Origin of the sequence: Thiobacter sp. AK1, assembly GCF_039822265.1 — a bacterium.
GTDB classification, from domain to species: domain Bacteria; phylum Pseudomonadota; class Gammaproteobacteria; order Burkholderiales; family Thiobacteraceae; genus Thiobacter; species Thiobacter aerophilum.
Window position 1 is genome coordinate 1 of sequence record NZ_JBAJEX010000016.1, and the last position, 22,339, is coordinate 22,339.

At 62.0% G+C, this 22,339-nt stretch carries 25 protein-coding genes, 2 tRNA genes and 3 pseudogenes; 5 read left to right on the plus strand and 25 right to left on the minus strand.

Annotated elements, in window-relative coordinates:
• Positions 1–204 precede the first annotated feature (204 nt).
• Positions 205–279: transfer RNA gene (locus V6E02_RS12350), tRNA-Asn, on the plus strand.
• A 33-nt stretch (positions 280–312) separates the two neighbouring features.
• Here V6E02_RS12350 and V6E02_RS12355 read toward each other — a convergent pair.
• From V6E02_RS12355 to V6E02_RS13020, 17 genes and pseudogenes are all read right to left on the minus strand, one after another.
• Positions 313–1,449: an ABC transporter permease gene (locus V6E02_RS12355; RefSeq protein ID WP_347309112.1), complete on the minus strand. Its 1,137-nt coding sequence runs from the start codon at positions 1,447–1,449 to the stop codon at positions 313–315.
• Positions 1,446–2,372, minus strand: coding sequence for an ABC transporter ATP-binding protein (locus V6E02_RS12360; RefSeq protein WP_347309113.1), 927 nt, complete (start codon positions 2,370–2,372; stop codon positions 1,446–1,448). Before V6E02_RS12360 ends, V6E02_RS12355 begins: the two co-directional genes overlap by 4 nt.
• A 41-nt stretch (positions 2,373–2,413) precedes the next feature.
• Positions 2,414–3,355, minus strand: a complete 942-nt coding sequence (locus V6E02_RS12365) for an HlyD family secretion protein (RefSeq protein ID WP_347309114.1) — start codon at positions 3,353–3,355, stop codon at positions 2,414–2,416.
• A 28-nt stretch (positions 3,356–3,383) separates the two neighbouring features.
• Complete coding sequence (locus V6E02_RS12370) at positions 3,384–3,674, minus strand: hypothetical protein (RefSeq protein ID WP_347309115.1); 291 nt, start codon at positions 3,672–3,674, stop codon at positions 3,384–3,386.
• 39 nt (positions 3,675–3,713) lie between these two features.
• Complete coding sequence (locus tag V6E02_RS12375; protein WP_347309116.1) at positions 3,714–4,193, minus strand: L,D-transpeptidase family protein; 480 nt, start codon at positions 4,191–4,193, stop codon at positions 3,714–3,716.
• Complete coding sequence (gene tadA, locus V6E02_RS12380; RefSeq protein ID WP_347309117.1) at positions 4,183–4,683, minus strand: tRNA adenosine(34) deaminase TadA; 501 nt, start codon at positions 4,681–4,683, stop codon at positions 4,183–4,185. Before tadA ends, V6E02_RS12375 begins: the two co-directional genes overlap by 11 nt.
• The gene (locus V6E02_RS12385; protein WP_347309118.1) at positions 4,655–5,584 is read right to left on the minus strand and encodes an HPP family protein; all 930 of its coding nucleotides are present in this window, start codon (positions 5,582–5,584) and stop codon (positions 4,655–4,657) included. The genes tadA and V6E02_RS12385 overlap by 29 nt, the downstream gene beginning before the upstream one ends.
• A gap of 343 nt (positions 5,585–5,927) precedes the next feature.
• Positions 5,928–6,683: a CsgG/HfaB family protein gene (locus V6E02_RS12390; RefSeq protein WP_347309119.1), complete on the minus strand. Its 756-nt coding sequence runs from the start codon at positions 6,681–6,683 to the stop codon at positions 5,928–5,930.
• 9 nt (positions 6,684–6,692) lie between these two features.
• The gene (locus tag V6E02_RS12395; protein WP_347309120.1) at positions 6,693–7,079 is read right to left on the minus strand and encodes a hypothetical protein; all 387 of its coding nucleotides are present in this window, start codon (positions 7,077–7,079) and stop codon (positions 6,693–6,695) included.
• Positions 7,080–7,174: 95 nt separating this feature from the next.
• A complete protein-coding gene (locus V6E02_RS12400) occupies positions 7,175–7,699 on the minus strand; it encodes a hypothetical protein (protein ID WP_347309121.1) in 525 nt (174 codons plus the stop codon).
• Between the two features lie 92 nt (positions 7,700–7,791).
• On the minus strand, positions 7,792–8,145 hold the full coding sequence (locus V6E02_RS12405; protein WP_347309122.1) for a hypothetical protein: 354 nt from the start codon (positions 8,143–8,145) through the stop codon (positions 7,792–7,794).
• A 238-nt stretch (positions 8,146–8,383) separates the two neighbouring features.
• A complete protein-coding gene (locus V6E02_RS12410; RefSeq protein WP_347309123.1) occupies positions 8,384–9,601 on the minus strand; it encodes a S8 family serine peptidase in 1,218 nt (405 codons plus the stop codon).
• Positions 9,598–10,146 (minus strand): hypothetical protein, encoded by a 549-nt coding sequence (locus V6E02_RS12415; protein WP_347309124.1) that lies wholly within the window; start codon positions 10,144–10,146, stop codon positions 9,598–9,600. Before V6E02_RS12415 ends, V6E02_RS12410 begins: the two co-directional genes overlap by 4 nt.
• Positions 10,143–10,724 carry an RNA polymerase sigma factor gene (locus tag V6E02_RS12420; protein ID WP_347309125.1) on the minus strand — a complete coding sequence of 194 codons (582 nt, stop codon included), beginning with the start codon at positions 10,722–10,724 and terminating at the stop codon, positions 10,143–10,145. The genes V6E02_RS12415 and V6E02_RS12420 overlap by 4 nt, the downstream gene beginning before the upstream one ends.
• Positions 10,725–10,861: 137 nt before the next feature.
• Positions 10,862–11,155 (minus strand): annotated as a pseudogene (locus tag V6E02_RS12425) (helix-turn-helix domain-containing protein); the annotation flags it as partial.
• Positions 11,156–11,226: 71 nt separating this feature from the next.
• A complete protein-coding gene (locus V6E02_RS12430) occupies positions 11,227–11,547 on the minus strand; it encodes a helix-turn-helix domain-containing protein (protein ID WP_347309126.1) in 321 nt (106 codons plus the stop codon).
• A pseudogene (locus tag V6E02_RS13020) lies at positions 11,528–12,003 on the minus strand (type II toxin-antitoxin system RelE/ParE family toxin). Before V6E02_RS13020 ends, V6E02_RS12430 begins: the two are co-directional and overlap by 20 nt.
• A 51-nt stretch (positions 12,004–12,054) precedes the next feature.
• On the opposite strand from V6E02_RS13020, the pseudogene V6E02_RS12445 reads away from it, so the two are divergent.
• A pseudogene (locus V6E02_RS12445) lies at positions 12,055–12,495 on the plus strand (transposase); the annotation flags it as partial.
• A gap of 90 nt (positions 12,496–12,585) precedes the next feature.
• Here V6E02_RS12445 and V6E02_RS12450 read toward each other — a convergent pair.
• The 5 genes from V6E02_RS12450 to guaB all read right to left on the minus strand — a co-directional run bounded on the left by V6E02_RS12450 (position 12,586) and on the right by guaB (position 19,800).
• A complete protein-coding gene (locus tag V6E02_RS12450; protein ID WP_347309128.1) occupies positions 12,586–14,037 on the minus strand; it encodes a restriction endonuclease subunit S domain-containing protein in 1,452 nt (483 codons plus the stop codon).
• On the minus strand, positions 14,034–16,376 hold the full coding sequence (locus V6E02_RS12455) for a type I restriction-modification system subunit M (protein WP_347309129.1): 2,343 nt from the start codon (positions 16,374–16,376) through the stop codon (positions 14,034–14,036). Before V6E02_RS12455 ends, V6E02_RS12450 begins: the two co-directional genes overlap by 4 nt.
• A complete protein-coding gene (locus V6E02_RS12460) occupies positions 16,373–16,612 on the minus strand; it encodes a helix-turn-helix domain-containing protein (protein ID WP_347309136.1) in 240 nt (79 codons plus the stop codon). The genes V6E02_RS12455 and V6E02_RS12460 overlap by 4 nt, the downstream gene beginning before the upstream one ends.
• Before the next feature lie 70 nt (positions 16,613–16,682).
• Positions 16,683–18,245 (minus strand): glutamine-hydrolyzing GMP synthase, encoded by a 1,563-nt coding sequence (guaA, locus tag V6E02_RS12465; protein WP_347309137.1) that lies wholly within the window; start codon positions 18,243–18,245, stop codon positions 16,683–16,685.
• Between the two features lie 94 nt (positions 18,246–18,339).
• Entirely contained in the window at positions 18,340–19,800 is a 1,461-nt protein-coding gene (guaB, locus tag V6E02_RS12470; RefSeq protein WP_347309130.1) for an IMP dehydrogenase, read from the minus strand.
• 176 nt (positions 19,801–19,976) lie between these two features.
• On the opposite strand from guaB, the gene V6E02_RS12475 reads away from it, so the two are divergent.
• Positions 19,977–20,309 carry a hypothetical protein gene (locus V6E02_RS12475; protein ID WP_347309131.1) on the plus strand — a complete coding sequence of 111 codons (333 nt, stop codon included), beginning with the start codon at positions 19,977–19,979 and terminating at the stop codon, positions 20,307–20,309.
• 48 nt (positions 20,310–20,357) lie between these two features.
• Positions 20,358–20,804 (plus strand): DUF4124 domain-containing protein, encoded by a 447-nt coding sequence (locus V6E02_RS12480; protein ID WP_347309132.1) that lies wholly within the window; start codon positions 20,358–20,360, stop codon positions 20,802–20,804.
• 7 nt (positions 20,805–20,811) lie between these two features.
• On the opposite strand, the gene V6E02_RS12485 is transcribed toward V6E02_RS12480, so the two are convergent.
• The gene (locus V6E02_RS12485; RefSeq protein WP_347309133.1) at positions 20,812–21,138 is read right to left on the minus strand and encodes an RnfH family protein; all 327 of its coding nucleotides are present in this window, start codon (positions 21,136–21,138) and stop codon (positions 20,812–20,814) included.
• Entirely contained in the window at positions 21,131–21,565 is a 435-nt protein-coding gene (locus V6E02_RS12490; RefSeq protein WP_347309134.1) for a type II toxin-antitoxin system RatA family toxin, read from the minus strand. Before V6E02_RS12490 ends, V6E02_RS12485 begins: the two co-directional genes overlap by 8 nt.
• Positions 21,566–21,646: 81 nt before the next feature.
• Between V6E02_RS12490 and smpB the strand changes: the two genes are divergently transcribed.
• Positions 21,647–22,096, plus strand: coding sequence for an SsrA-binding protein SmpB (smpB, locus tag V6E02_RS12495; protein WP_347309135.1), 450 nt, complete (start codon positions 21,647–21,649; stop codon positions 22,094–22,096).
• Positions 22,097–22,115: 19 nt separating this feature from the next.
• On the opposite strand, the gene V6E02_RS12500 is transcribed toward smpB, so the two are convergent.
• Positions 22,116–22,191 (minus strand) — tRNA-His (locus V6E02_RS12500).
• Positions 22,192–22,339 lie beyond the last annotated feature (148 nt).

Here is a 22,339-nt window from a genome sequence, read left to right on the forward strand (position 1 = left end):
TCGCATCTTCCGTATCTCCTGCAACACTTCCGTCCGTCTCATCAGGCACCTCCTCGGTACCCAATAAAACCGGACAAACCACGTGCTACAAGTCCGGACAGTTTATTTGCTCTCTACATGGACTCGTACATGTTATTGACCGAACTAGGGCGAGTCGCTATCATACGCGGCTTGTTGCGCGGCCGCGCCGCGTCGTCTCTTCCTTCCGGCGTAGCTCAGCGGTAGAGCAGCGGACTGTTAATCCGTTGGTCGTTGGTTCGATCCCAACCGCCGGAGCCAAATCTCATTCTCCCCGCAAAAGCCCTTCTCCGCTCAATCGAGCGTCCTGCGATAGCGCTTGAGTCCGAGCAGGATCACAGCCAGCATGAAGGCCACGAGCGGCCACAGGTTGGGTAGCACCTCCCCTGGGCCGTTGCCCTTGAGCAAGATGCCCCGCACGATGCGCAGAAAGTGCGTCAATGGCAGGATTTCTCCCAGATGCTGGGCCCAGTAGGGCATGCCACGAAAGGGAAACATGAAGCCTGACAGCAGGATGGAAGGCAAAAAGAAAAAGAACGTCATCTGCATGGCCTGCATCTGATTTTTGGCGATGGTGGAAAACAACATCCCCACCGAAAGATTGGCGAGCATGAACACCAGCGCGCAGGCGAGCAGCAAGACCACGCTGCCTTGCACCGGCACCTCGAACGCGATATGGGACACCACGAGGATCAGGGTGATCTGGATGTAGCCCACGAGGATGTAGGGCACGATCTTGCCGATCATCACCTCCAGAGGATTCACTGGAGTGGCCAGCAGCGCTTCCATGGTGCCCCGCTCCCGCTCGCGGGTCATGGCTAGCGCCGTCATCATGATCATGGTCATGGTGAGAATCACCCCCATCAGGCCGGGCACGATGTTGTACTGGGTGATCCCCTCTGGGTTGTATCGGCGATGGATCCGCACCTCGAAGGGCGGTGGACCTGACTGCAATCGACTCAATACACCGGCCAGATCTCGCGTCAGCACCGTCTGCCCCACCGTGACCAGTGCGGCGATGGCATTGTTGGTGGCCGCGGGGTCGGTTGCGTCGGCTTCCACGAGTAGCGCTGGACGTTCGCCGCGCACGAGGCGGCGCCCGAAATTTTCTGGAATGTTGACCACGAACTGCACATCGCCTTCAGCCAGCAGTCGCTCCGCTTCCGTCTCGCTGCCCACCACTGCGACCACCTGGAAATAGCCGCTGTTGGACAAGGCCGCCAGGACGCTGCGCGAGAATTCACTGTGGTCGGCGATGATCAGCGCAGTGGGCAGGTGCTTGGGATCGGTGTTGATAGCGAAGCCAAACAGCACGAGCTGGATCAAGGGAATGCCCACCATCATGGCGAAGGTGAGGCGGTCGCGGCGCATCTGGATGAATTCCTTGAGCAGCACCGCCAAGAACCGCGACCAGGAGAAAGCAGCATTCACGGCACCTCCCCCACACTGGCGGAGAGCTTGACGAAGACGTCTTCCAGACCTGGAGCCGTCTGGGTCCAGCGTAGGCCGCGGCGTTCACGCAACGGTGCAAGACTGGCGGCGAGCAGCGCTGCATCGGAACCACTCACGTGCAACGCGGTGCCGAAAGGCACCACCTGTTCCACTCCGGGCAGCGTTTTGAGCTCCTTCACCAGTGCCGCCAGGTCTGGCCCTTCCACCATCCAGGTGGTCAGGCCGGCGTTAGCCACGACCTCGTCCGGCGTGCCGCTTACTAGGAGCCGTCCCCAAGAAAGATAGGCGATGCGGTGGCAGCGTTCGGCCTCGTCCATGTAGTGGGTGGACACCAATACCGTGACGCCACTCGCCGCGAGCGCGTGGATTTGATCCCAAAAATCCCGCCGTGCCTTGGGATCCACCCCTGCCGTGGGTTCGTCCAGAAGCAGCAGGCGTGGTCGGTGCAGGGTACAAGCAGCGAGCGCGAGACGCTGCTTCCAGCCACCTGAGAGCTGACCAGCAAGCTGGTGCTGGCGGTGTGTGAGGCCCAGTTCAGAGATGGCGCGCTCGACCGCTTCACGCCGATTTGCCATCTCGTAGACGCGGGCGATGAAATCGAGATTCTCGCGGATGGAAAGATCTTCGTAGAGGGAGAAGCGCTGAGTCATGTAGCCTACTTCGCGCTTGATTTTCTGAGCCTCGCGGATCACGTCGTAGCCCAGGCAGGTGCCGCTGCCTTTATCCGGAGTGAGCAATCCACACAGCATGCGAATGGATGTGGTCTTACCACTGCCGTTGGGGCCGAGGAAACCCAAGATCTCGCCGCTACGTACGGCAAGAGTGAGGTCGCAGACCACGGCCTTGCCACCGAAATGCTTGCACAGACCATGTACGTCGATCGCCAACGCGGAACGGCTCATGTCTCCCCATTTGCCCGTCGCCTCATCGCCCATGTCCGGCGTCACTGCAGCACCACATCCACGGGCTGGCCAGGATGCAGTTTTTCCGCGTCCGTCGTCTCAGGCCGGGCTTCCACCAGAAATACCAGTTTGCTGCGGTTTTCCTTGCTGTAAATGACAGGCGGCGTGTATTCGGCCTGGGGAGAGATATAGCTGATGTGGGCGGGAAAAGGTTTGCCGCAACCATCGCAGTGCAGGCTCACACGCTGGCCCGGCTTGAGGGTGCCAACGATGGCTTCCGGCACAAAGAAACGCACTTTCAGATTGGCGGGCGGCAGCAGCGCCACCACCGGGCTGCCCGCGTTGACCCACTCGCCTGTGACGTAATAGGTATCGTGCACCCGCCCTGCCACCGGTGTTCGTACCGATTTCTGATCCAGGCGCCACTGGGCCTGTGCCACGGCCGCGCGTGCCGCCGCCACCTCTGCCGCCGCGGCGCGAATCTCATCGCTGCGCGCGCCTTGACGCGCCAGCCGCAACTGGGCTTCGATTTCATTCAACCGTGCCCGATCCGCATCGCGCGCCGCACGCAGTTGGTCAAGCCGATCCGCTGCGACGAAGCCCTTGTTCGCGAGTCCTGCTTCACGTATCAGCCGCGTCTCGGACAAGCGCAGCGCAGCCTGGACTTGCGTGCGCTGGGCCGTGAGAGCCTCCACCTCCTCGGGTCGGCGTCCCTTGCGCAGATTGGCCAAACGTGCCTCAGCGGCAGCGAGTCGCTGTTTCGTCTCGCGAAGGGCAGCTGCTTCGTTTTCCTGTTCCAGTTGAAACAGCAGGTCGCCTGCCGCAACGGTGTCGCCGCGCCCCACGGCAAGCACGGCGAGCTCACCGGCGAAGGGCGCTGCCACGCGGACGAATTCGCCCTCCGCATAGCCCTGATAACTCGCCGGTCCCGCACGACCACATGCAGTCAAGGCAAGCAAACAAAGCACGAGCGCAGCACGCATGGCAGACCTTTATCTCGAAAGGACTCGATTATAGCCCCCTCAAACATTCTGCCCGATGGCAAGTACTGAATGTACCCTGCATCACGTTTAGCCGCTTCTCGCTCACACCCAACACCACGTGGCGAAGGCCCATGGGACTGTACATGGCCTGCAAACTCATGCGCAGGATGTCGTTGCGCTTGACATCGTCGTTGACAGAGAGTTTTGCTGATCTCCTCCCTGCTTCCCGCAGCACCTCCGCCAGCGTCTTGCCTTGAACGTATTCGAACGCGAGATTGCAAGCCTTGAGTCGTGGACTCGGGTCGGACGACGAATGCATACCCGTCGCCCACCTCGAGGCACCAACGCATTCCCAGGATCAGGCGATGATTTCCACCGGCGTACCAGGCTCCACTCGATCGAACAGCTCGATGATGTCCCGGTTGCGCATGCGGATGCAGCCACGGGAGCCCGGCACCCCCATGGGCACCTCGTCCGGACTGCCGTGGATGTAGATGTAGCGGCGCATGGTATCCACCGCGCCGAGGCGATTGAAGCCAGGCTCACAGCCAGACAGCCAGAGGATGCGCGTGAGGATCCAGTCTCGACCTGGATATTGTGCGGCCAGTGCTGGCGTGTAAATTTCGCCCGTGGGTCGGCGCCGCACGAATACCGTGTTCTCGGGCTGGCCCGCGCCGATCTTGGCGCGGATGATGTGCTGCCCGCGCGGTGTGCGGAAGCTACCTTCACGCTCGCCCGGCCCGTTCGCCGCAGTCGAAACGGCGTAGCGGGCCACTAGCCGCTCCGTATCGTCCAAGAGCTCAAGGGTCTGCGTGGCGAGATGGATTCTAATTTTCATCGACGATGGATTTCTTGCGCCGCTCGGCGAAAAAACGCGACAGCATCTCGCCGCATGCTACGGCAAGCACGCCTTCCGTCACTGCCGTGTGATGGTTGAGCCGCCGTTCATCGAATAAGTCCACCACGCTGCCGTGAGCACCCGTCTTGGGATCGCGCGCGCCATAGATCACCCGCGCAATGCGCGCGTGCAGAATGGCGCCCGCACACATGGCACAAGGTTCCAGCGTCACATAGAGCTGGCAGCCGGTGAGGCGATAGTTTCCCAGACGCCGGGCCGCATCACGCAGAGCCACGATCTCGGCGTGGGCAGTTGGATCGTGGGTGGAAATGGGACAATTGTAGCCGCGCCCGATGATCACCCCGTCGCGCACTACGATGGCGCCCACCGGCACCTCGTCCGCCTCCCACGCGCGGCGGGCTTCATCCAACGCCTCCCGCATGAAGATCTCGTCCTGTGCCTCAATCGGCCCGCCGCCAGCCTTTTCCATGCCGCACCACTTCGTACTTCGCCCAGTGGGCAAACTCGCTACGCGTCATCACGCCACTCGTCCTCGCACGCCCTCCTGCCACCACCTTGTAGATCACCTGATCACGCGCCGGATCGCCAGTATGACTCGCATCCACTACCTCGCGTATCTCCCAGGCGTCCCCTTGCTGGCCATTGCTGTAAGCGCGCCCAACGTGGATGTCGGCCGGCGCCAGATGACGACGCTCGGCGCGCCCCGTGGCGATGGCGTAGATGCGTAGCAAATCCTCCTCGCTCACATCCACGAAAGAATCGAGCTGACTCAAGGCATACACGAAATCCTCATGCTCGATGGGCCGGTAGGCCGCCTCGCCCACCGGCGCCGGACGCCGTGCCAGCGCCGCAGGATAACGCCGCCACGGGAAAGGATAGTTGAAGGCGACCGCGATCAAGAAAATCAATACCACGTTGAGCAGCACCGGGGTCAGGACATACTGATAGCCCAGGGCATGTACCGCCGGCCCACCCAGTACTGCCGTCAGCGCAGTCGCCCCACCAGGCGGATGGATGCAGCGCAAGTAATACATCGCGCCTACCGCCAGCCCAGCCGCAAGCGCCATCGCCAGCCAGGGCGAACCCACATGCCGCGCGCAAGTTACACCAACCAGGGCGGATACCAGGTGACCACCGATGAGTGGCCAAGGCTGGGAAAGCGGCCCGTGGGGTACCGCGAACAGAAGTACGGCAGACGCCCCCATGGACGCCACCAAGAACACGGCGCTTGCGCCACCCAAGAGGGCGTGGCTGATCAGTACCACTCCCAGAATGCCGAAGAACGCCCCAGCGGCGGAGACGAGCTTCTCGCGGTGGCTGGCCGTTGCCCCTTCCAACCCCAGTAAGGCACGTAGGCGAGGCGTGGACATGGTGGATTTGAGACTTCGCATCGTGCAACCCGCTGGCAATTTTACTCCCCTGCGTGGATTTGGCGCTTTGCTGCATGCGTGACGGCCGAGGGCCCGTAATCGCCCTCCATCAACGGCGTTGGTCGGACCGTGTTCTTGCCTGCGTGAGACCCCAGAGAGGCGCCTTAAACAGCTTGAGGGATGCCTGAATTCGGGACGCCTGCGGCGCCCCGCATGACGATAAACGCGTCATCCTCGGATCGGTTAAAACGGATGGCTTGATGGCCGTTCCCGAGCGGCCGTTTCCGCGGGGACGCCGGTAAGGCGTATCGGCGTTACGAAGCTCGAAAAATCCAGATCAGACTCATGGTCCCTTGAGTTTTCCACCCTGCCCCACCGTGCCTTTTGCTTGTTGCGGAGCATACTGGCGCGCCGCGGTGACCAGCTTGTTGTACGCATCGAGGAATGCCGCCGCGACGATCTTGCCCTGGGGCGTGTTGGCATAGGCATTGACACCCGCAAGCAAGCCGCCCAGCACACCGACCCCCACGCCGAGGTCGTAGTTTTTGGCGCTCCCCTGGGCGGCGACGATCTGCGCGCCGCTGGTGTTGTCCACCAGCAGCAGCGTGGTCGAAGCACCCAGCGCTTGCACCTGAGCCGAGGTGTCGATTTGGTTGGACTTGCGGCCGAAGATGCCGCCAAAGCCGCTACTCAACGCAAAACCGGACGGCTCGGCAAAGGTGACCGAGGGCACGAGGGTATAGTCGGCGGCGAGCAACTGGCCCGTTGCCGCCTGCGCATTGCGCGTGATCCCCGCTTCTTTGAGTTGCCGCTCCAGATCCACGTTGCTGTATGCCCGTCCGCGTTCGACGACGATGAAACAGTTGGACTGCTGCACCAGCATGCGGACGATGGGCACATAAGGGTCGCCCGTATCCGCCAGGCCCACGGTGCCCAGGGGCTCGGCACAACGCTCCAGATGTTCCGCCGCCGCAACCGTTTTCTCGCCAGCCACCGCACCTTTCGCGACGGGATCATCTCCCCCCAGAATGGGCGCGGTGGAACAACCGCTCAACCAAGCGGCCATGGCAAAGCAAAGCCACGTCTCTTTGCGCATCATGCCCTCGCTTTAGAACTGATGTACCACCCAGGGCGACATCGCGCCGCCTTGTTGCACCATGAAACGGAACTTCTCTCCGGGGTTGACGGTAATGAACGTCTTGCTCTTGGCCACGGTGATGACCATGCCTGTGTTGGCCGGCGGTTTGCAGTAAAACTTATCGATGTAGGTGGTGGGTCCCCAGCCGCTGGCAACCTGCTTCTGGTAGTAGGCCGTGAGTAGGACGTTGTTGGAGGTGCACTGGATTTGGGCGGTGAGGGTGGGCGTGCCCGGCACCGGGCCGGTGTGTGTGATGGACACAATCTGTGGCGCGGACCAGGCTTGTGCGGCAGCACCGCCGAGCAACATACCGACGAGGGTTGCCAGGGCCCGGCGCTTGAAATGAACTCGATTCATGATGCGATCTCCTCTGTTTCTTGGTCAACCCGCCGCAAGCGGGATAGGAAAACCCCGGGCACTCAAGCGGCGCCCGGGCTAAGCGATTTCAGTCCTTACTGTGGGTTGCGTTCTTTCAATTTTCCCAACTCGTTGCACTTGTACTTGGTATTGTCGAACGGTTTGCCTTCGCAGCAGCAGACGAGGGTCCCTTGGGTCTGCTTGAAAGATTCTTCCTTTCGAGGATCGGGTTCGCCTGGACACGGTGGGTTGTAGCACTCCATCGGCGGGCGCTTGACCGGCTTGTCGCCTCCCCTTTGAGCAGCTTGCGGCGCGGGCGGGATTGTTGGCGAGGGCCCTAGCGGACCGCATTTGGGCGGACAAATCTCGTTGGTCGATTGTTTTTCCTCGCCAGGCTGCTGCACGCCCCGAAACGTAGGAGAATATTTGTTGTGGAAGGGGGTGTGGCGGCCTCCTTCTTCCTTGCTCGTGACGTTGCTTGACTGTGCTCCGGGCACCGTCCACGTGGGCGTGGACGTCATCGGTGGTTTGCCGCCCCCGCTGTTCTCTGCGGCGGATGCCGCGCCGCTGGCAGCCAATACTGCAGCGAGTGCGCTGGCGATGAGGGTGTGTTTGTGCATGGTCTGGGCTCCTTTACACGTGGGGTTGACGGTTAAAAGCCTTGGCGTATCGGCCTTGGCTGCTACTGAGTCGCAGCAGCCGACTAATTTCTTCAATCGCGCGCGGATGGAGGGGGGGATTTCGCCGCTGTCGAGCAATCTGGCGGGCATTCGATCGGCCGCGAGATCCGGGAATGCGGGGTGATCGAACCGGGTTTGGCGATGACCATCCCCCGGCGGATGTCTTTTTTCTCGATGCCGCGGGCTGACGTGGCCGGGCCGCTGTTGCTGGCGTCAGCCGGGGGACCATAAGGGGCGGACGGAGTCGTCACAGCCGCCGCGGTGCGCGCGGCGTCGGCCTTGGTCAGCTTGGCGCCGCTGGCGATGGCATCGCGCTCGGCGCCGTGCGCAGCGGCAAGGGCCAGGACGAGGACAAGGGTCGTGGACAGAAAACGAAATGCAGACATACTCCAGCTCCTCCAGCTCCTATTGAGCGTTACGTAAGTAGTTGACAGGCTGCGTAAGTCAAACGTCATTCCCGCGAAAGCGGGAATCCAGGCTCTTCCTCGCCATGTTCCTGGGTCCCCGCTTTCGCGGGGACGACACAAAGATGTCACCTATTTACGTAATGCTCAATAAGGTTGATTGGTGTCCTTGAGTCGGTTGATCCGCCGGTTTTCTTCAATAGCCCCGTGCGCGGCAGCGCTACGGCGACCAGCGCAGCAGCCCGCAGCCCGTGACCTCATCGCGCCCTGGCGGCGGCAGGTCACGCGCCGCCGCACACAGCGCCCCCGCATCGACGAGCAGGCCGCGCGCGCGGCGCTGGGCGATCCAGGCGGTGACGAAGGGCGCGGCAAACGAGGTGCCGGTGAAGTAATGGCCTTGCCGCACCGGCAACCAGACATCCACGCCTGGCGCGGCGAGCAGGATGTGTTCGCCCCGGCTACCCTGCGCCCACGGACGCGCCTCGGCATCCACGGCGGCCACGGCGATTACGCCGGGAAAGGCGGCGGGATACGGCGGGCTCGCTTTCGGCCCGCCATTGCCCGCCGCCGCGACGATGGCCCGCACCCGGGGCAGGGTGCGATCGAGCGCCCACTTCAGCACGGCGTTGGGCGCGCTTCCCAGGCTCATGTGGATGATTTCCACGCGCTTGGCCAAAAGCCAATCGAGCGCCGAAACGAGCCGGAAGGTGTCGCCCCGCTCGCGACCTTTTTCATCGGGGGCGAGCACCGCAGCCCAGGCGAGATCAGCCTTTGGCGCCAGTCCGGCAAACCCGGTCTCCGGCCGGCAAGCGAGGATGCAAGCCACGGCCTCGCCATGCGCGCTCGCCGGCGCCGCGACAAACGATTCATGGGTCAGCGCGGCCACCTCGAGCGTAAGCTGTTCAGGGAGTGCGCCGTCGATCACACCGATGCGCACCGGGCGGGGAAGCGCGTTGGGGCCGCTCGCCCCCACCAGGGCGGTGGCGTACTGGCGCGCCGACACGCCGGCCTGCGCCGCTTCCTGGGGATAGACAAAGGCATTGCGGTCGAATGCCGCGGCGGGAAAACGCCCCCGCAACCGCTCCAGGGCCTCATCCAGCCGCGCTTCCTCCAGGCCGATGCGGGCGATCTCAAGCCCCAGCGTCGTTAGGGACTGTTGCGCGAGGAGCGTGCCCTGCACCGCCTCCGCGATGGCGGATCCGTCCATCGGTGCGCTGAGTGGCCATGCCGCCAGAATCTCGCCCGGTGCGGACCGTGGCAGCTCTTCACCACCCCGGCCCAATAATGCGGCGACCCCTTTTGCCAGATCGCCCAGGTCGATCTGAATGCCGATACCCATGCCGCCGCGTGGCTCGGGCGCTTTCTGCGGATAGGCCTGGCCAAAAGCGGCAACGCTGTAAAGCAGGCCGACGGCAAAGAGAACGAGCCCGCGCTTCATTCGCCGACACTTTCCACGATGGCTTGGGTAGCCAAGCTGCGCCGGGCAGCAGCCACCCGGCTCGCCGGCACCGCGACACGCCAGACACCTAGGCGACCGGGCCCGCCCACCACCTCGGCATCCGCTTGATCGAGGGCCGCTCGGATCTGTGCGACCGTGGCATCGGCGCGAAATACCACCTGCAGCATCACGCGATCGGCGGCCACCGGCGTCGCAGGCGCGCCCAGCGGCTCCACTTCGCCGCCAAGCTGCGGCATGAGCGGCCAAACGCTGACAGCGACGATGGCGGCGGTCGCCGCGCCTAGACCATAGGCCACAAGCGCCTGCCACCAGGGAAAGCGCGGGCGCGGGGGACGGGCCTGGGCAGTGCGCTGCCAGTCGCCCTCCGCTTCCACGCGTGCCGCGAGCCGCTGCCAGTTGCGGGCCAGATCGAACGGCGGCGTACCAGCTTCGATCTGGCTGCGCGTGTGTTCCAGCCAACGGCGCTCGGCCGCGTCGCTTCCCGGCAATGCGTCTTGGTCGTGATCGGATGGAGTTTGGCTCATGTCGATGAGTCGCGCTCTAGCGCAGAATTCTTCAAACCCAGCGCGGCGGCGACACAGTCCTTGAGCTTGCGCTTGGCGTGATGGATGCGCGTGGCGACGGTGTTGGCTGGCACGCCTTGCACCTGCGCAATTTCGGCAAGGGTCATACCCTCAATGAGTGCCAGGTGCAGGCTTTCCTTTTGCGCGACGGGCAACGCATCCATGCACTCGGTGACGATCTCCAGGCGCTGGCGCTCCACCAGCCACTCATACGGCGTCTCGCCGGGATCGGTAACGAACGCGGCGTCCTCGTCATCGAGGGGATCTTCCAGCCGCGCCCCGCGCGCGCGCAACAAATCCAGCGCCTTGTGCCGCACGATGCCGAGTATCCAGGTACGCACACTGGAGCGGCCGGCGAACCGGTCGGCCTGCCGCCAAACCTCATAAAATCCTTCGGAAACGGCCTCTTCGGCGTCGGCTTCATTGCCCAACATGCGAAAGGCAAAGGCAAAGGCCGCCCGGGCGTGGCACGCGTGGAGGGCACGAAGTGCCTGGGTATCGCCGCCGGCGCAACGTGCTATGAGATTGCCGTCATCCATCGATTCGGAAGCGCTTTACAGCTGTCGCCAGTCGCTGCCAGACCTCTACTCACACCTACTTACCAGTAACAATACCATCACCAAGCAAACACTTATCCTTGCCTAACGCTGCCAGCCCGCACGCTGTGGCTCGCAAGTCAGGCGACCGCAAGCGTCACGTGCCCGACGGGTTCAGCGGCCGGCCGAATCTTGATCTCGATGTCATAGCCGAGACGGTTCAAGCAGTCCATCGGCCAGCAACCGGAGAGGTTCGAGAAATCTCCCCGCAGCATGGCCGACACCTTGGGTTGCGGGATACCCATGCGCCGCCCGGCCTCTTCCTGCGTGAGCCCCAACTCGCGGATCGCCCGCGCGATCTCGATCACCAGGCCGGACTTGATCTTGGGTTTTTCCGCATCGCGTAGGCCCAGATCGGCGAAGACGTTGCCGGAGCGGTCTCGGCTTTGATGCCGTCAATGATGGGCATAGCCACTCCTGTTCCTTCCTGCCAGAACTTACCGCCTCACAGAACCGCTTCCAGGCCCTTGCGCTCGATGAGGTTGAGCAACTTCAACGATGGCCCGCTCGGCTTCTTGTCGCCCACCTCCCATTTTTGCACCGTGGACACACTGGTATTGAGCACGGCTGCGAACACTGCTTGGCTGACACGCGCCCGCTCACGCAGGGACTTGATCTTTTGCGGAGACATCTCGTGAACATCGAGATGGCACAGCGATTCGAACTCGCGCATACGGCGCTTGTCGATCAGGCCGATCCGGTGCAGGTCCGAGGCCATCTCATGGACCTCCTGCAGGATGCGGCTCTTACGCCTTTTCGTGGTCATGGTGCACCTCCGTCAATACTCCACTTGCGATCGCTTGCTCGATCTGCCGATCATCGAGCCCCAGGTAGTGCTTGGCCAGCTCCTGCAAGGCCTTGAGCTCTGCCGCGTCGATGTTGACCCGTTCGTTCTTCGCAAAGCCCAGCACGAAAACCAGCGGTGCGCCATCTTGGTAGCCACAATGGTTCTCGCGCCGCCCTGCTTGCCCTGCCCAGGCAGCGCAACCCGCTTCTTCACCACATGGCCGCCCAGATCCGCGTCGATGAGTCCCTGGCGCATCTCGGCGACGGCTTTAAACAAGACTTCGTCGGTCAAGCCGGCCTGAGCCGTCCAGCGGGTGAAGCTGCGGGTTCGGAATACCCTTCTAACCAAAAAAAGCATACCACTTAGTGCAATAGATTGCCAGTCAATGTATTCGTCCAGTACCTTTGGCACTCGGGGTGGTGAGTGAGGAGCCATTTTACGGGCGGCAGCAGGCCGAGGCGATGGTGGGGATCACAGTGTTGTTGGAGGTTGCTGGGGCCTGAGATTCCGCTCTCTTCCGCCCAGGTGAGCCGCGCCGGGGCCAGACTCGATGAAGGGCTCAAAGCCTGGCGGGAACGCCACTTGGGCGAGGTACCCTATCTCTTGTCTTCCTGCCAGCTACGAGAAGGTGCGCCTGGAAGGCAGAATCATCGATTGCGCAGTCTTGATCGCCGTCGGGATCGAGGCTTCGGGCAAGCGCCACGTACTCGGTTGCAAGGTCGCTACCTCGGAAGCGGAAATCAACTGGCGGCGCTTTCTGGAAAGCCTCTTGGCCCGGGGCTGAAAGGGGTCAAACTCATCGTCGCCGATGATCACGCGGGGCTCAAGGCCGCCCGCCGCGCCGTCTTGCCTGCTGTGCCCTGGCAGCGCTGCCAGTTCCATCTGCAACAGAACGCCGGTCAGCTCATGACGCGACAGGAAGCTCGCCACCAGCGGCGCATGCGGTGAGACCAGCTATCGCCAGGCGGGGTGGCCGTCGCGCAGGGTGGAGAGGGTGGCGTGGTCCATGGCCCAGGGTTACGTGACCGCGTCGGGCGGGTTGGCGGCGGCCAGATACGCCAGCGCCGCGGCTTCCGAGTCCTCGATGGCGATTTCCACCGCACGCTTGGCGGCGTCGAGAAGCCGGGCGGCGCGCTGACGGTGCGCAAAGCTTTGCTCCACCAGCTTTCGAATATCCAACTGCAGCGATTGGGGCGCCACCCAAACCTGAAACTCGGCGATGTCGGTTGGGTAGATCTCAATCTGCCCCGATGAGCCGCGAAGCCGCTGTTCAACCTGCAGTTGACCCGCCAGCGAGTTCAGGAAGATCGCTAGATAGATCGGATCCAGAGCGTATTTCGGGCGCAAGATTGTGACGTGGTTGTCGGGCAGCGCAGGGGTTTCATGCAGGTATGCCGCCGCGCGCCCAATGGTGCCCACGCCGGTTCCGTTCATCAGCACGTCACCAGTGCGAATCAGCAGGCTATCGTCGTCGGCAGCTGCGAGACGGTTGTCTTCGTCATGGCGAATCTCGTTACGCAGAACATGTTTGGAGTTGATGACCGGGAGGCCTACGTCCGCATACTCCGGTTGTCTTCCGCGGCTGTTGAACAGCAACTGATCCCCCAAGCGCTCGCAGTTGCCCTTGGCTGCCATCAGCGTTGCCAGGGCAGCGAAGCGAGGTTGGAAGTGCTCCGCATCCAGCCGCCCCGCCGCAAAGACGTCGCTGCTAGAGCGCACATAGCTCAGCGCCTCGGGCGGCGTCCAGGTATCCAGGCCCAGGGCTTGCAGTAGGTTGTGGTCGGCCCGTTCAAGAATGCCGGCGGCTTGCTTGCGCAGCCAGTATGCTCTTTCGACCTGATCAGCAATCGCGCGCTCAAAGGATGGATCGAATCGCGGGATCAGCAAGCGTCTGATCTTGGAAATAAAGAGGTTGGGTTGAACGTTCCCGGTGGTTTCGCGTACCGACTGGCTCCTCCCGTAGCGACACACGAGAAAAGTAGAGAGGAAGAACGGCGGCGGGCCGTCACGCTTGACCCGAATGATGCCGATGTGCCTGTCGCTGTTGGCGGGGAGAATATCAGGTGTAACGACGGCCGCATTCCCAATCGTGCCGACCGTCGAAATCAACACGTCCAGTGGGCGAAGCGCAGTGCGAGGATTTTTGTTGTGGAAGTCCGTGGATATCGTCTCGAACGGACCGGAATCAATGTAGTTGTCCTTTGGGTGCTTAGCCGATAGGACCTTGATCTCGCCGCCGTCAACGAATGGAAGTGCGGTGTGAATGCCATCTGTGATGACGGCCATCTGCCCGAGAAGCACCGCCTTCATCGATTGAAGTCGACGCATCACCTCCGTGACCTGTCTGCCGAAATACTCGGCGTCGCAGCGCAGAACTTCGTTGTCGTGGGCAACTTCCGACAGCAGGACCTCCGTCACCTCCAGCCCCTCCAACAGGCGCTCATAGCGCGCCTTGTCGAAGGGGCTCATCGAAAAAAACTCAAGCCCTCCTTCTTGGCAAACTCAATGAATGCTTCGGCGATGCCGTCGCCGGTCAAGCCATCGTGGTTGAACAGGTCATGCTTGACGATCAGGTGTCCGTGGCTGTCGAGCATGGGCGCATCGAGATCGATTTTGGTTTTTTCAATCTCATCCGGGCTCGATTGGCGCATCGCCGCGATTTCCTCCAGCCGCTTGCGTTCATCTTCGGAAAGCTTGCCTTTGCGTTCCTTGCCACGAAGGACTTGTTCCTCCTCATCCAGCGCCCGCCATTTGGCTTGCAAACGCTCGATTTCAGCCACTTCATCGGGAGGCAGGCCGTGCCGCACGGCCCGGTATATCTTGCGGCCCGAGTTGTCCTTGGAGGGCTCGCGCATGGTGGCGAAGAAGATGGGGTAGTCGTCTTTCTTCGGGCACAGCGGGCCCTTCGCCGGATCGTCGTTCCACTTTTGCACGAAGAGCACGCTGGTCTTGGTGCCGGTATGCGGCTTGAACACATTGCCGTGCAGTCCCACCACGGCAAGAATCCGGCAGTGCTCGGCGATGTACTCGCGCAGCGCCTTGTCTGATGCGTTGTTAAACCGCCCTTGCGGCAGCACCACGGCCATGCGGCCGCCGGGCTTGAGGAACTGTAGGTTGCGCTCGATGAACAGGATGTCGCGCCCCACGTTGGTCTGGTGCTTGACTTTGACCTTGCGGTAGGTGCCGTCGGCCATCTTGTAGATGACCTCGTGGCTGGCGTGCAGGGCTTCCGGGAAGGTGGGTGCACGGCTCGTGGCATCGACGATGTGCTTGTCGGCCGGGTCCACCTTGTTGACCTTGTCGAAGCTCACCGTGCGGGCCAGGTCGTACTTAGCAAGGATGCGGGTCTCCTTGATGTCGCCCGCAAACGGCGGGTTGGCCATCAGGATGTCGAACAGGAAGTCGCGGTTTTCGTCCTTGGCCGCGCGCAGCTTGCGCAGACGCTTCCAGCCTTCGCCGTAAACATCGCGCCAGGCTTCGTCCTCGGTCTTTTCATCCCAGCGCTCGTAGTCCAGCGTGTTCAGGTGCAGCACATTGGTCTGACCGTCGCCGGCGATGAGGTTGAGCGTGCGGCCCACGCGCACGGTTTTTTCGTCGAAGTCGATCGCAAAGACCTTGTCGCGCACATAGTCCTCGCAGCGCGCGGGCTTCTTCTCGGTGGTGAAGAGGTGGCTCTTGTCCAGTCCTTCCTCTTTCATGATTTGTTCCCACACGTGGAAAATGGCGTGTACGGGAAAGCCGCAACTGCCTGCCGCCGTGTCGATCAGAGTCTCGTGCTCTTGCGGGTTGAGCATCTTCACGCACATGTCGATGACGTAGCGCGGTGTGAAGTATTGCCCCTTTTCCCCTTTGCTGGACTTGTTGATGAGGTACTCGAACGCATCATCGACGACTTCGAGGTTGGAGTTGAAGAGCTTGACCTTTTCCAGTGAGGCCACGCACACGGCCAAATGGCTGGGGGTGAGCTCGATGCGGGCACCCTCCGGGAACACGCCCTCCCACTTCTGCTGCGCCTTCTCGAACAGATCCTGGATCTTGGCCTTGAGCTCGGTCTCGGTGTCGCCGTAGTTCTTGAACACCAGGTGCCGCTTGCGGTCGCGGCCGCTTTCCAGTTCGTCGTAGAGCTTGGTGAAGATGAGCTTGAACAACTCCTCGAACACGTCCACGCCGGCATTGGCCAGGACTTCGTCCTCCATTTCGAGGATCAGGTCCTTGAGGGACTTGCGCTCGTTGACCAGCTTGTCGTGCTTGATCAGGTCGTCGATGGTCCAGCGCTCAGAGAGGATGTCCGAGAGCTTCTCCAGGGCGCTCGGGATGCGCGGGATGTCCTCGAAATAGTTCGGGTCCTTGCGGTGGTAGTAGGAGATCTGTTGCCCGTTGGTCCACACGCCCATTGGCGCGCCGGTGGCGTTGCAGTAACTCTTGAGCTGCTCTTTGCCGTCCTTGAGCTTGGGCTTTTTCAGCTCGACCAGGATGTAAGGCGTGGTGGTCTGGTCCTTGTCAAAGATACAGATGTCGGCGCGCTTCTTTTCGCGGCCAAAGGTGACTTCGTATTCCACCTCCATGCGGCTGACGGGGTAACCGAGATCGCCATGCAGCACCTGCAGGTAGAGCTGGCGCACCACCTCTTCCGGCGTGAGCTTGACCGGCTTGCCGCGCACCAGGCAGTTGACATAGGGCGCAGCCACCTTGCCAGACTCAGACTCCTTGAGGGTGATCTTCGCCTCCAGCTCGGCGATGTGTTTGGGCTTGAACTGATCAAGCCGGTAGGCGCTGTCTTTCAGCAGTTCTGCAAGGGTGACGGTCATGTCGGTTTTCCTGAACGCTCGTTGTTCTCTTCGTCCGCGCCCCCGGCGCGTACCCAGTCGTCCACCTCAGACAGCTTGAACTTCCACAGCCGCCCGACGCGGTGCGCCGGCAGCCCGCGGTGCTCGCGCCAGCGGTACACGGTGTCCTTGGCCACGCCAAGGTGTTGGGCGACCTGCTCGACGGAAACCCATGGTTCTGCTTGAGGCTGCCAGACCTTGCCAGAAGAGTTTGAGATTTATGCTTGTTTTTCAATGATCTACGGCGAGTTTGTTGCTTGTTCTCGCCAGTCGCTGCCAGACCTCTACTCACTCCCACTCGATGGTACCCGGCGGCTTGCCGGTGACGTCATAGACCACGCGGTTGATGCCGCGCACTTCGTTGATGATGCGATTGGACACCTTAGCAAGCAGGGTGTAGGGCAGTTCCGCCCAGTGAGCCGTCATGAAGTCCTGGGTCTGCACCGCGCGCAGGGCGATGACGTAATCGTAGGTGCGGCCATCGCCCATCACGCCCACTGATTTCACAGGGAGAAAGACGGCGAAGGCCTGGGAGGTTTTCTCATACCAGCCGCTGGCGCGCAGCTCCTCGATGAAGATGGCATCGGCACGGCGCAACAGGTCGGCGTATTCGCGCTTGACCTCGCCCAGAATGCGCACGCCCAGCCCCGGTCCAGGGAAGGGATGGCGATAGACCATGTCGTGGGGCAGGCCGAGCGCGACGCCCAGTTCCCGTACCTCGTCTTTGAACAGTTCCCGCAGCGGTTCCAAAAGCTTCAGGTGCAGGGTGTCCGGCAGCCCACCGACGTTGTGGTGACTTTTGATGGTATGGGCCTTCTTGGTCTTGGCGCTGGCCGATTCGATCACATCTGGATAAATGGTGCCCTGGGCGAGCCACTTGACATTCGGCAGCTTTGCGGCTTGCTCCTGGAACACATGCACGAATTCGCGGCCGATGATCTTGCGTTTCTCCTCCGGGTCGATCACGCCCGCCAAGGCATTCATGAACCGCTCGGAGGCATCCACGTGGATCACCTTCACACCCAGATTGCGGGCGAAGGTTTGCATCACCTGCTCTGCCTCATTGAGGCGCAGCAAGCCGTTGTCCACGAACACGCAGGTGAGTTGGTCGCCGATTGCCCGGTGCAGCAAGGCCGCGACCACGGACGAATCCACGCCGCCTGACAGGCCGAGGATCACTTCTTCCTTGCCCACCTCCGAGCGGATGCGGCCAATGGCCTCCTGCACGTAGTCGGGCATGTTCCAGTCGAAGCCGCAGCCGCAGATGTCGTGCACGAAGCGGGCGATGATGGCCTTGCCCTGGAGCGTGTGGGTGACTTCCGGATGGAACTGCAGGCCATAGAAGTGCCGCGTCTCGTCTGCCATGCCGGCGATGGGGGTGGCCGCATTTTCGCAGATCACCTTGAAACCGGGAGGCGGTTCGGTGACCTTGTCGCCATGGCTCATCCAGACGTCGAGCCAGCACTTGCCGTCTGAATCGCAACGGTCCTGGATGTCGGCAAGCAGGCGAGAATGGCCACGCACGCGCACCTCGGCATAACCGAATTCGCGGTGGCTGGCGTTCTCCACCTTACCGCCTAGCTGTGCTGCCATGGTTTGCATCCCATAACAGATGCCCAGCACGGGCACGCCCAAGCGGAACACCACGTCCGGGGCACGCGGAGTCTCAGCCTCGTACACGGAAGCCGGTCCACCGGAAAGAATGATGCCCTTGGGCTTGAAGTCGCGGATGAAAGCTTCGGAAACGTCGTAGGGATGCAACTCGCAATAGACCTCACTTTCCCGCACCCGGCGTGCGATGAGTTGGGTATATTGGGAGCCGAAGTCGAGAATCAGAATCTTGTCGTGGATCATGGCATCATTTCTCACGCGGAAAGAAACGAAGGCACAGAGGAATTACCAGAAGACTGGCTTCCTCTGTGCCTCGTGGATATTGCAGCGGCGATCAGCCAATGCGGTAGTTGGGTGCTTCCTTGACGATTTGCACGTCGTGCACATGAGATTCCCGCACCCCCGCGGAGGTGATTTCCACGAACACCGCGCGCTCGTGCATGGCCGCGATGCTCTCGCAGCCGAGATAGCCCATGCTGGAACGCAGGCCCCCCATGAGTTGATGGATGACAGTCAGCACGCTGCCCTTATAGGGAACCCGGCCCTCGATGCCTTCCGGCACGAGCTTGTCCTTGTTGGCTTCGGCTTCCTGGAAGTACCGGTCGCTGGATCCCTGCTGCATCGCGCCTAGAGAGCCCATGCCACGATAGGACTTATAAGAGCGTCCCTGGAACAGTTCGATCTCGCCAGGCGCCTCGTCGGTGCCGGCGAGCAGACCACCGAGCATGACAGAATCGGCCCCCGCCGCCAGCGCCTTGGCGATGTCGCCAGAATAGCGAATGCCACCATCGGCGATGAGGGGCACACCTGTGCCCTCGAGCGCCTCTGCCACATCCGCCACGGCCGTGATCTGGGGCACACCCACGCCCGCGACGATGCGGGTGGTGCAAATGGAACCGGGGCCTATCCCCACCTTCACCGCATCGGCGCCGTGGTCCACCAGGGCACGCGCCGCCTCGCCGGTGGCGATGTTGCCGCCGATCACCTGTACTTGGGGAAAATGCTTCTTCACCCATTTGACGCGGTCCAACACGCCCTTGGAGTGGCCATGGGCGGTGTCCACCACGATCACATCCACCCCGGCTTCCACCAGCGCCTCCACGCGCTCGTTGGTGCCCTCGCCCACGCCGACCGCCGCCCCCACTCGTAGGCGCCCCAGCTGGTCCTTGCAGGCATTGGGATGTTCCGTGGATTTTTGGATGTCCTTGACGGTGATAAGCCCCTTGAGCTCGAAGTCGTCGTTGACCACCAGCACCCGCTCCAGGCGGTATTTGTGCATGAGGGCCAGGGCCTCCTCGCGCGAGGCCCCCTCCTTCACCGTCACCAGCCGTTCTTTGGGCGTCATGATGGCCCTCACCGGCTGATCGAGATTGGTTTCAAAGCGCAGGTCGCGGTTGGTGACGATGCCCACCACCTTGCGTCCATCGACCACCGGCAGACCGGAAATCTTATGCATGCGTGTTAGCTGCAGGACATCCCGCACTGGCATGTCCTGGGGAATGGTAACCGGATCCTTGACCACCCCGCTTTCGAAGCGCTTGACCTGCAGCACCTGGGCCGCCTGCTGCTGCACCGTCATGTTCTTGTGGATCACGCCCAACCCCCCCTCTTGGGCGATGGCGATGGCCATACGCGCCTCGGTCACAGTATCCATGGCAGCCGACACCAGGGGCAGATTGAGCTCGATGTCGCGGGTGAGCCGCGTTTTGAGGGACACGTCCCTGGGCAGGACGGTGGAATAAGCGGGGACGAGCAGGACGTCGTCGAAGGTGAGAGCTTTCTTCAGGAGGCGCATTCTTCGGTCCCGGAACAAAAACGCATTATACTGGCTCGGCCCCCACCGGGTAAACGCGGCCGGCCGGTGCGTGTCCCGGTTGACGACTCGAGCGGCTGGGGCTAAGGTAGCGCCAGCGCCCAGCGCATACAAAAAATCCCCCTAACCCAATTACCAAAAGAGAGGAGTCCAAAACAATGTCGAAACAGATGCTCATCGCCCTTGCCACCGCCGGTATCCTGGTGCTCGGCGGCTGCCAGACCGCCCCCACGCAAACCGCTGCAAATAGCGCAACCCCCGCCCTCTCCGAGGAAGCTAAAGCCGCCCTGGCCAAGGCCGAGGCGGACGTGAAGGCGGCAGACGCCAAAGGTGCTCTGTGGACCACGGCGGAGAACGCGCTCAAGGCCGCCAAGGAAGCCGCCGCCAAAGGTGACAGCGCCGCGGTGATCAAACACGCCAAGGTCGCCAGCGAGCACGCTGCCATGGGCCTCGCTCAAAAATCGTATCCCTTGAGCGTGGTTGGACGGTAACCGTTGCCTAGGCCGTCTGCGGACGGCCTTCCAGGTCTTCGGCATCCTGTGAACAAACTCTGGATCCTGCTGCTTCTAGCCCTCCCCTGCGTAGCCTCGGGCGAGCTCTATCGATGGGTGGATGCCCAGGGCAAGGTGCACTATTCCGACAGCCCACCGCCCGCTGACGCGAAATCCGGCAAGACTTTGCCCGCCCCACCCTCGCCCGCCTCGGCTCCCGCCGGCACAACGAAGTCTTGGCAAGAAAAGGACATGGAATTCCGCCAGCGGCGCGCGGCGGAAGCGGAAGCCCAGGCGAAAAAAGAAAAGGAAGCCGAAGAGGCGCGCCAGAAACAGGCCAACTGCGAGACCGCGCGTAAGAATCTGCGATTGCTGGAAAGTGGTCAGCGCGTGGTCACCACCAACGACCAAGGTGAGCGAGAATTCCTCGACGACGCGGCACGCCAGAAGGCCATCAACGACGCCCGTAAGGGCGTCGAAACCTGGTGCAAGTAAACGGGCACTATTGGCCCTCGTCTTTGAGCTCGCCCCCGCCCTTCTTCATCGCCTTTCCCGCCTCCGCACGCTTGCGCCGCACTTCTTTCGGATCCGCGATGAGTGGTCGGTAGATCTCCACCCGATCCCGGTCTCGAACCGGTGCCTCCAGCTTGGTAAGCTTCGACCAAATCCCCACCTTGTTGCGAGCCAGATCGATTTCGGGAAAACGCTCCAGCACCCTGGAACGTCGGATCGCCTCCTCTACGGTCGCGCCCGGGGGCAGGCGCACCGGAATGAGCACCTGCTGATCCGGTCGGGCATAGGCGACTTCCACCAGGATCGTTTCATCCACGTGAGATTCTCTCCGCACGTAAAACAAACGCCTCCACCAAGTTGCCCGCGATCATGCTGAACACCGGGTTAACGATGTTCTCGATCCAGCGCGTGGCAAACTCGTAGTGCAGGCGGAACTCTACCTTGCATGCCTCATCCCCCAGGGCATGGAACTGCCAGCTTCCCTCCAGCACGCGGAACGGGCCTTCCTTGAGCCGCATCTCGATGCGTCGGGGATGTGCCCGCACGTTCTCGGTAGTGAAACTCTGCTTGAGGTGGTGGTAGTCGATGTGGATGGTGGCCACCACGCGCTCCGCCTCCCGGCAGCGCACTTCCGTGCGCGGACACCAGGGCAGGAACAAAGGGTAGTCCTCCACGCGGTCCACCAGCTCGAACATCAGTGGCGCCGAATGGGCGACCAGCACCGACTTTTCAACTTGCGCCATGGATGATCAGCGGACGGGCCGGCAACCAAAACTGCTAGAATACGCGATTTTACCTTCGCGCTCATCTTTCACAGCCCCCTCATGTCCATCGTCCAGAACAAAAAGGCCTTCCACGATTACTTCATCGAGGAAAAATACGAGGCCGGTATCGCACTGGAAGGCTGGGAAGTCAAAGCGATCCGCGCCGGGCGTGTCCAGCTCAAGGAATCCTATGTGGTGATCCGCGATGGCGAACTCTATCTCATCAATGCCCACATCAGCCCCCTGCCCACGGCGTCACGCCATGTCAGACCCGATCCCACCCGCAGCCGTAAGCTCCTGCTCCATGCCGACGAAATCAAGCGTCTGATCGGCAAGGTAGAACGCGCGGGCTATACCCTGGTGGCGCTGGATCTGCATTACCGCAATGGCCGAATCAAGGCAGAAATTGGGCTCGCCAAGGGGAAGAAGAAACACGATGTCCGTGAAGCGGAGAAAAAGCGCGAATGGGAGCGGGAGAAACAGCGACTACTGCGAACACCCAAGCAATGAGCCGGGCATGCGGGAAAAGTGGGGCGAGGTATGGGAATCGAACCCACGACACCTGGAGCCACAATCCAGTGCTCTACCAACTGAGCTAACCCCGCCGTGGAGGCGACACCGGACGGTGTCGCGAAGGGCGCAATTATGGGCTAGCGGCAGGCAAAAAGCAACCAAATGTATGAGTCCACCACCTTTGGCACTCAGGTTGGTGTTGGAGGAGGAAGGATAGAGGGGTTTGTTGGCCGAGTCGAT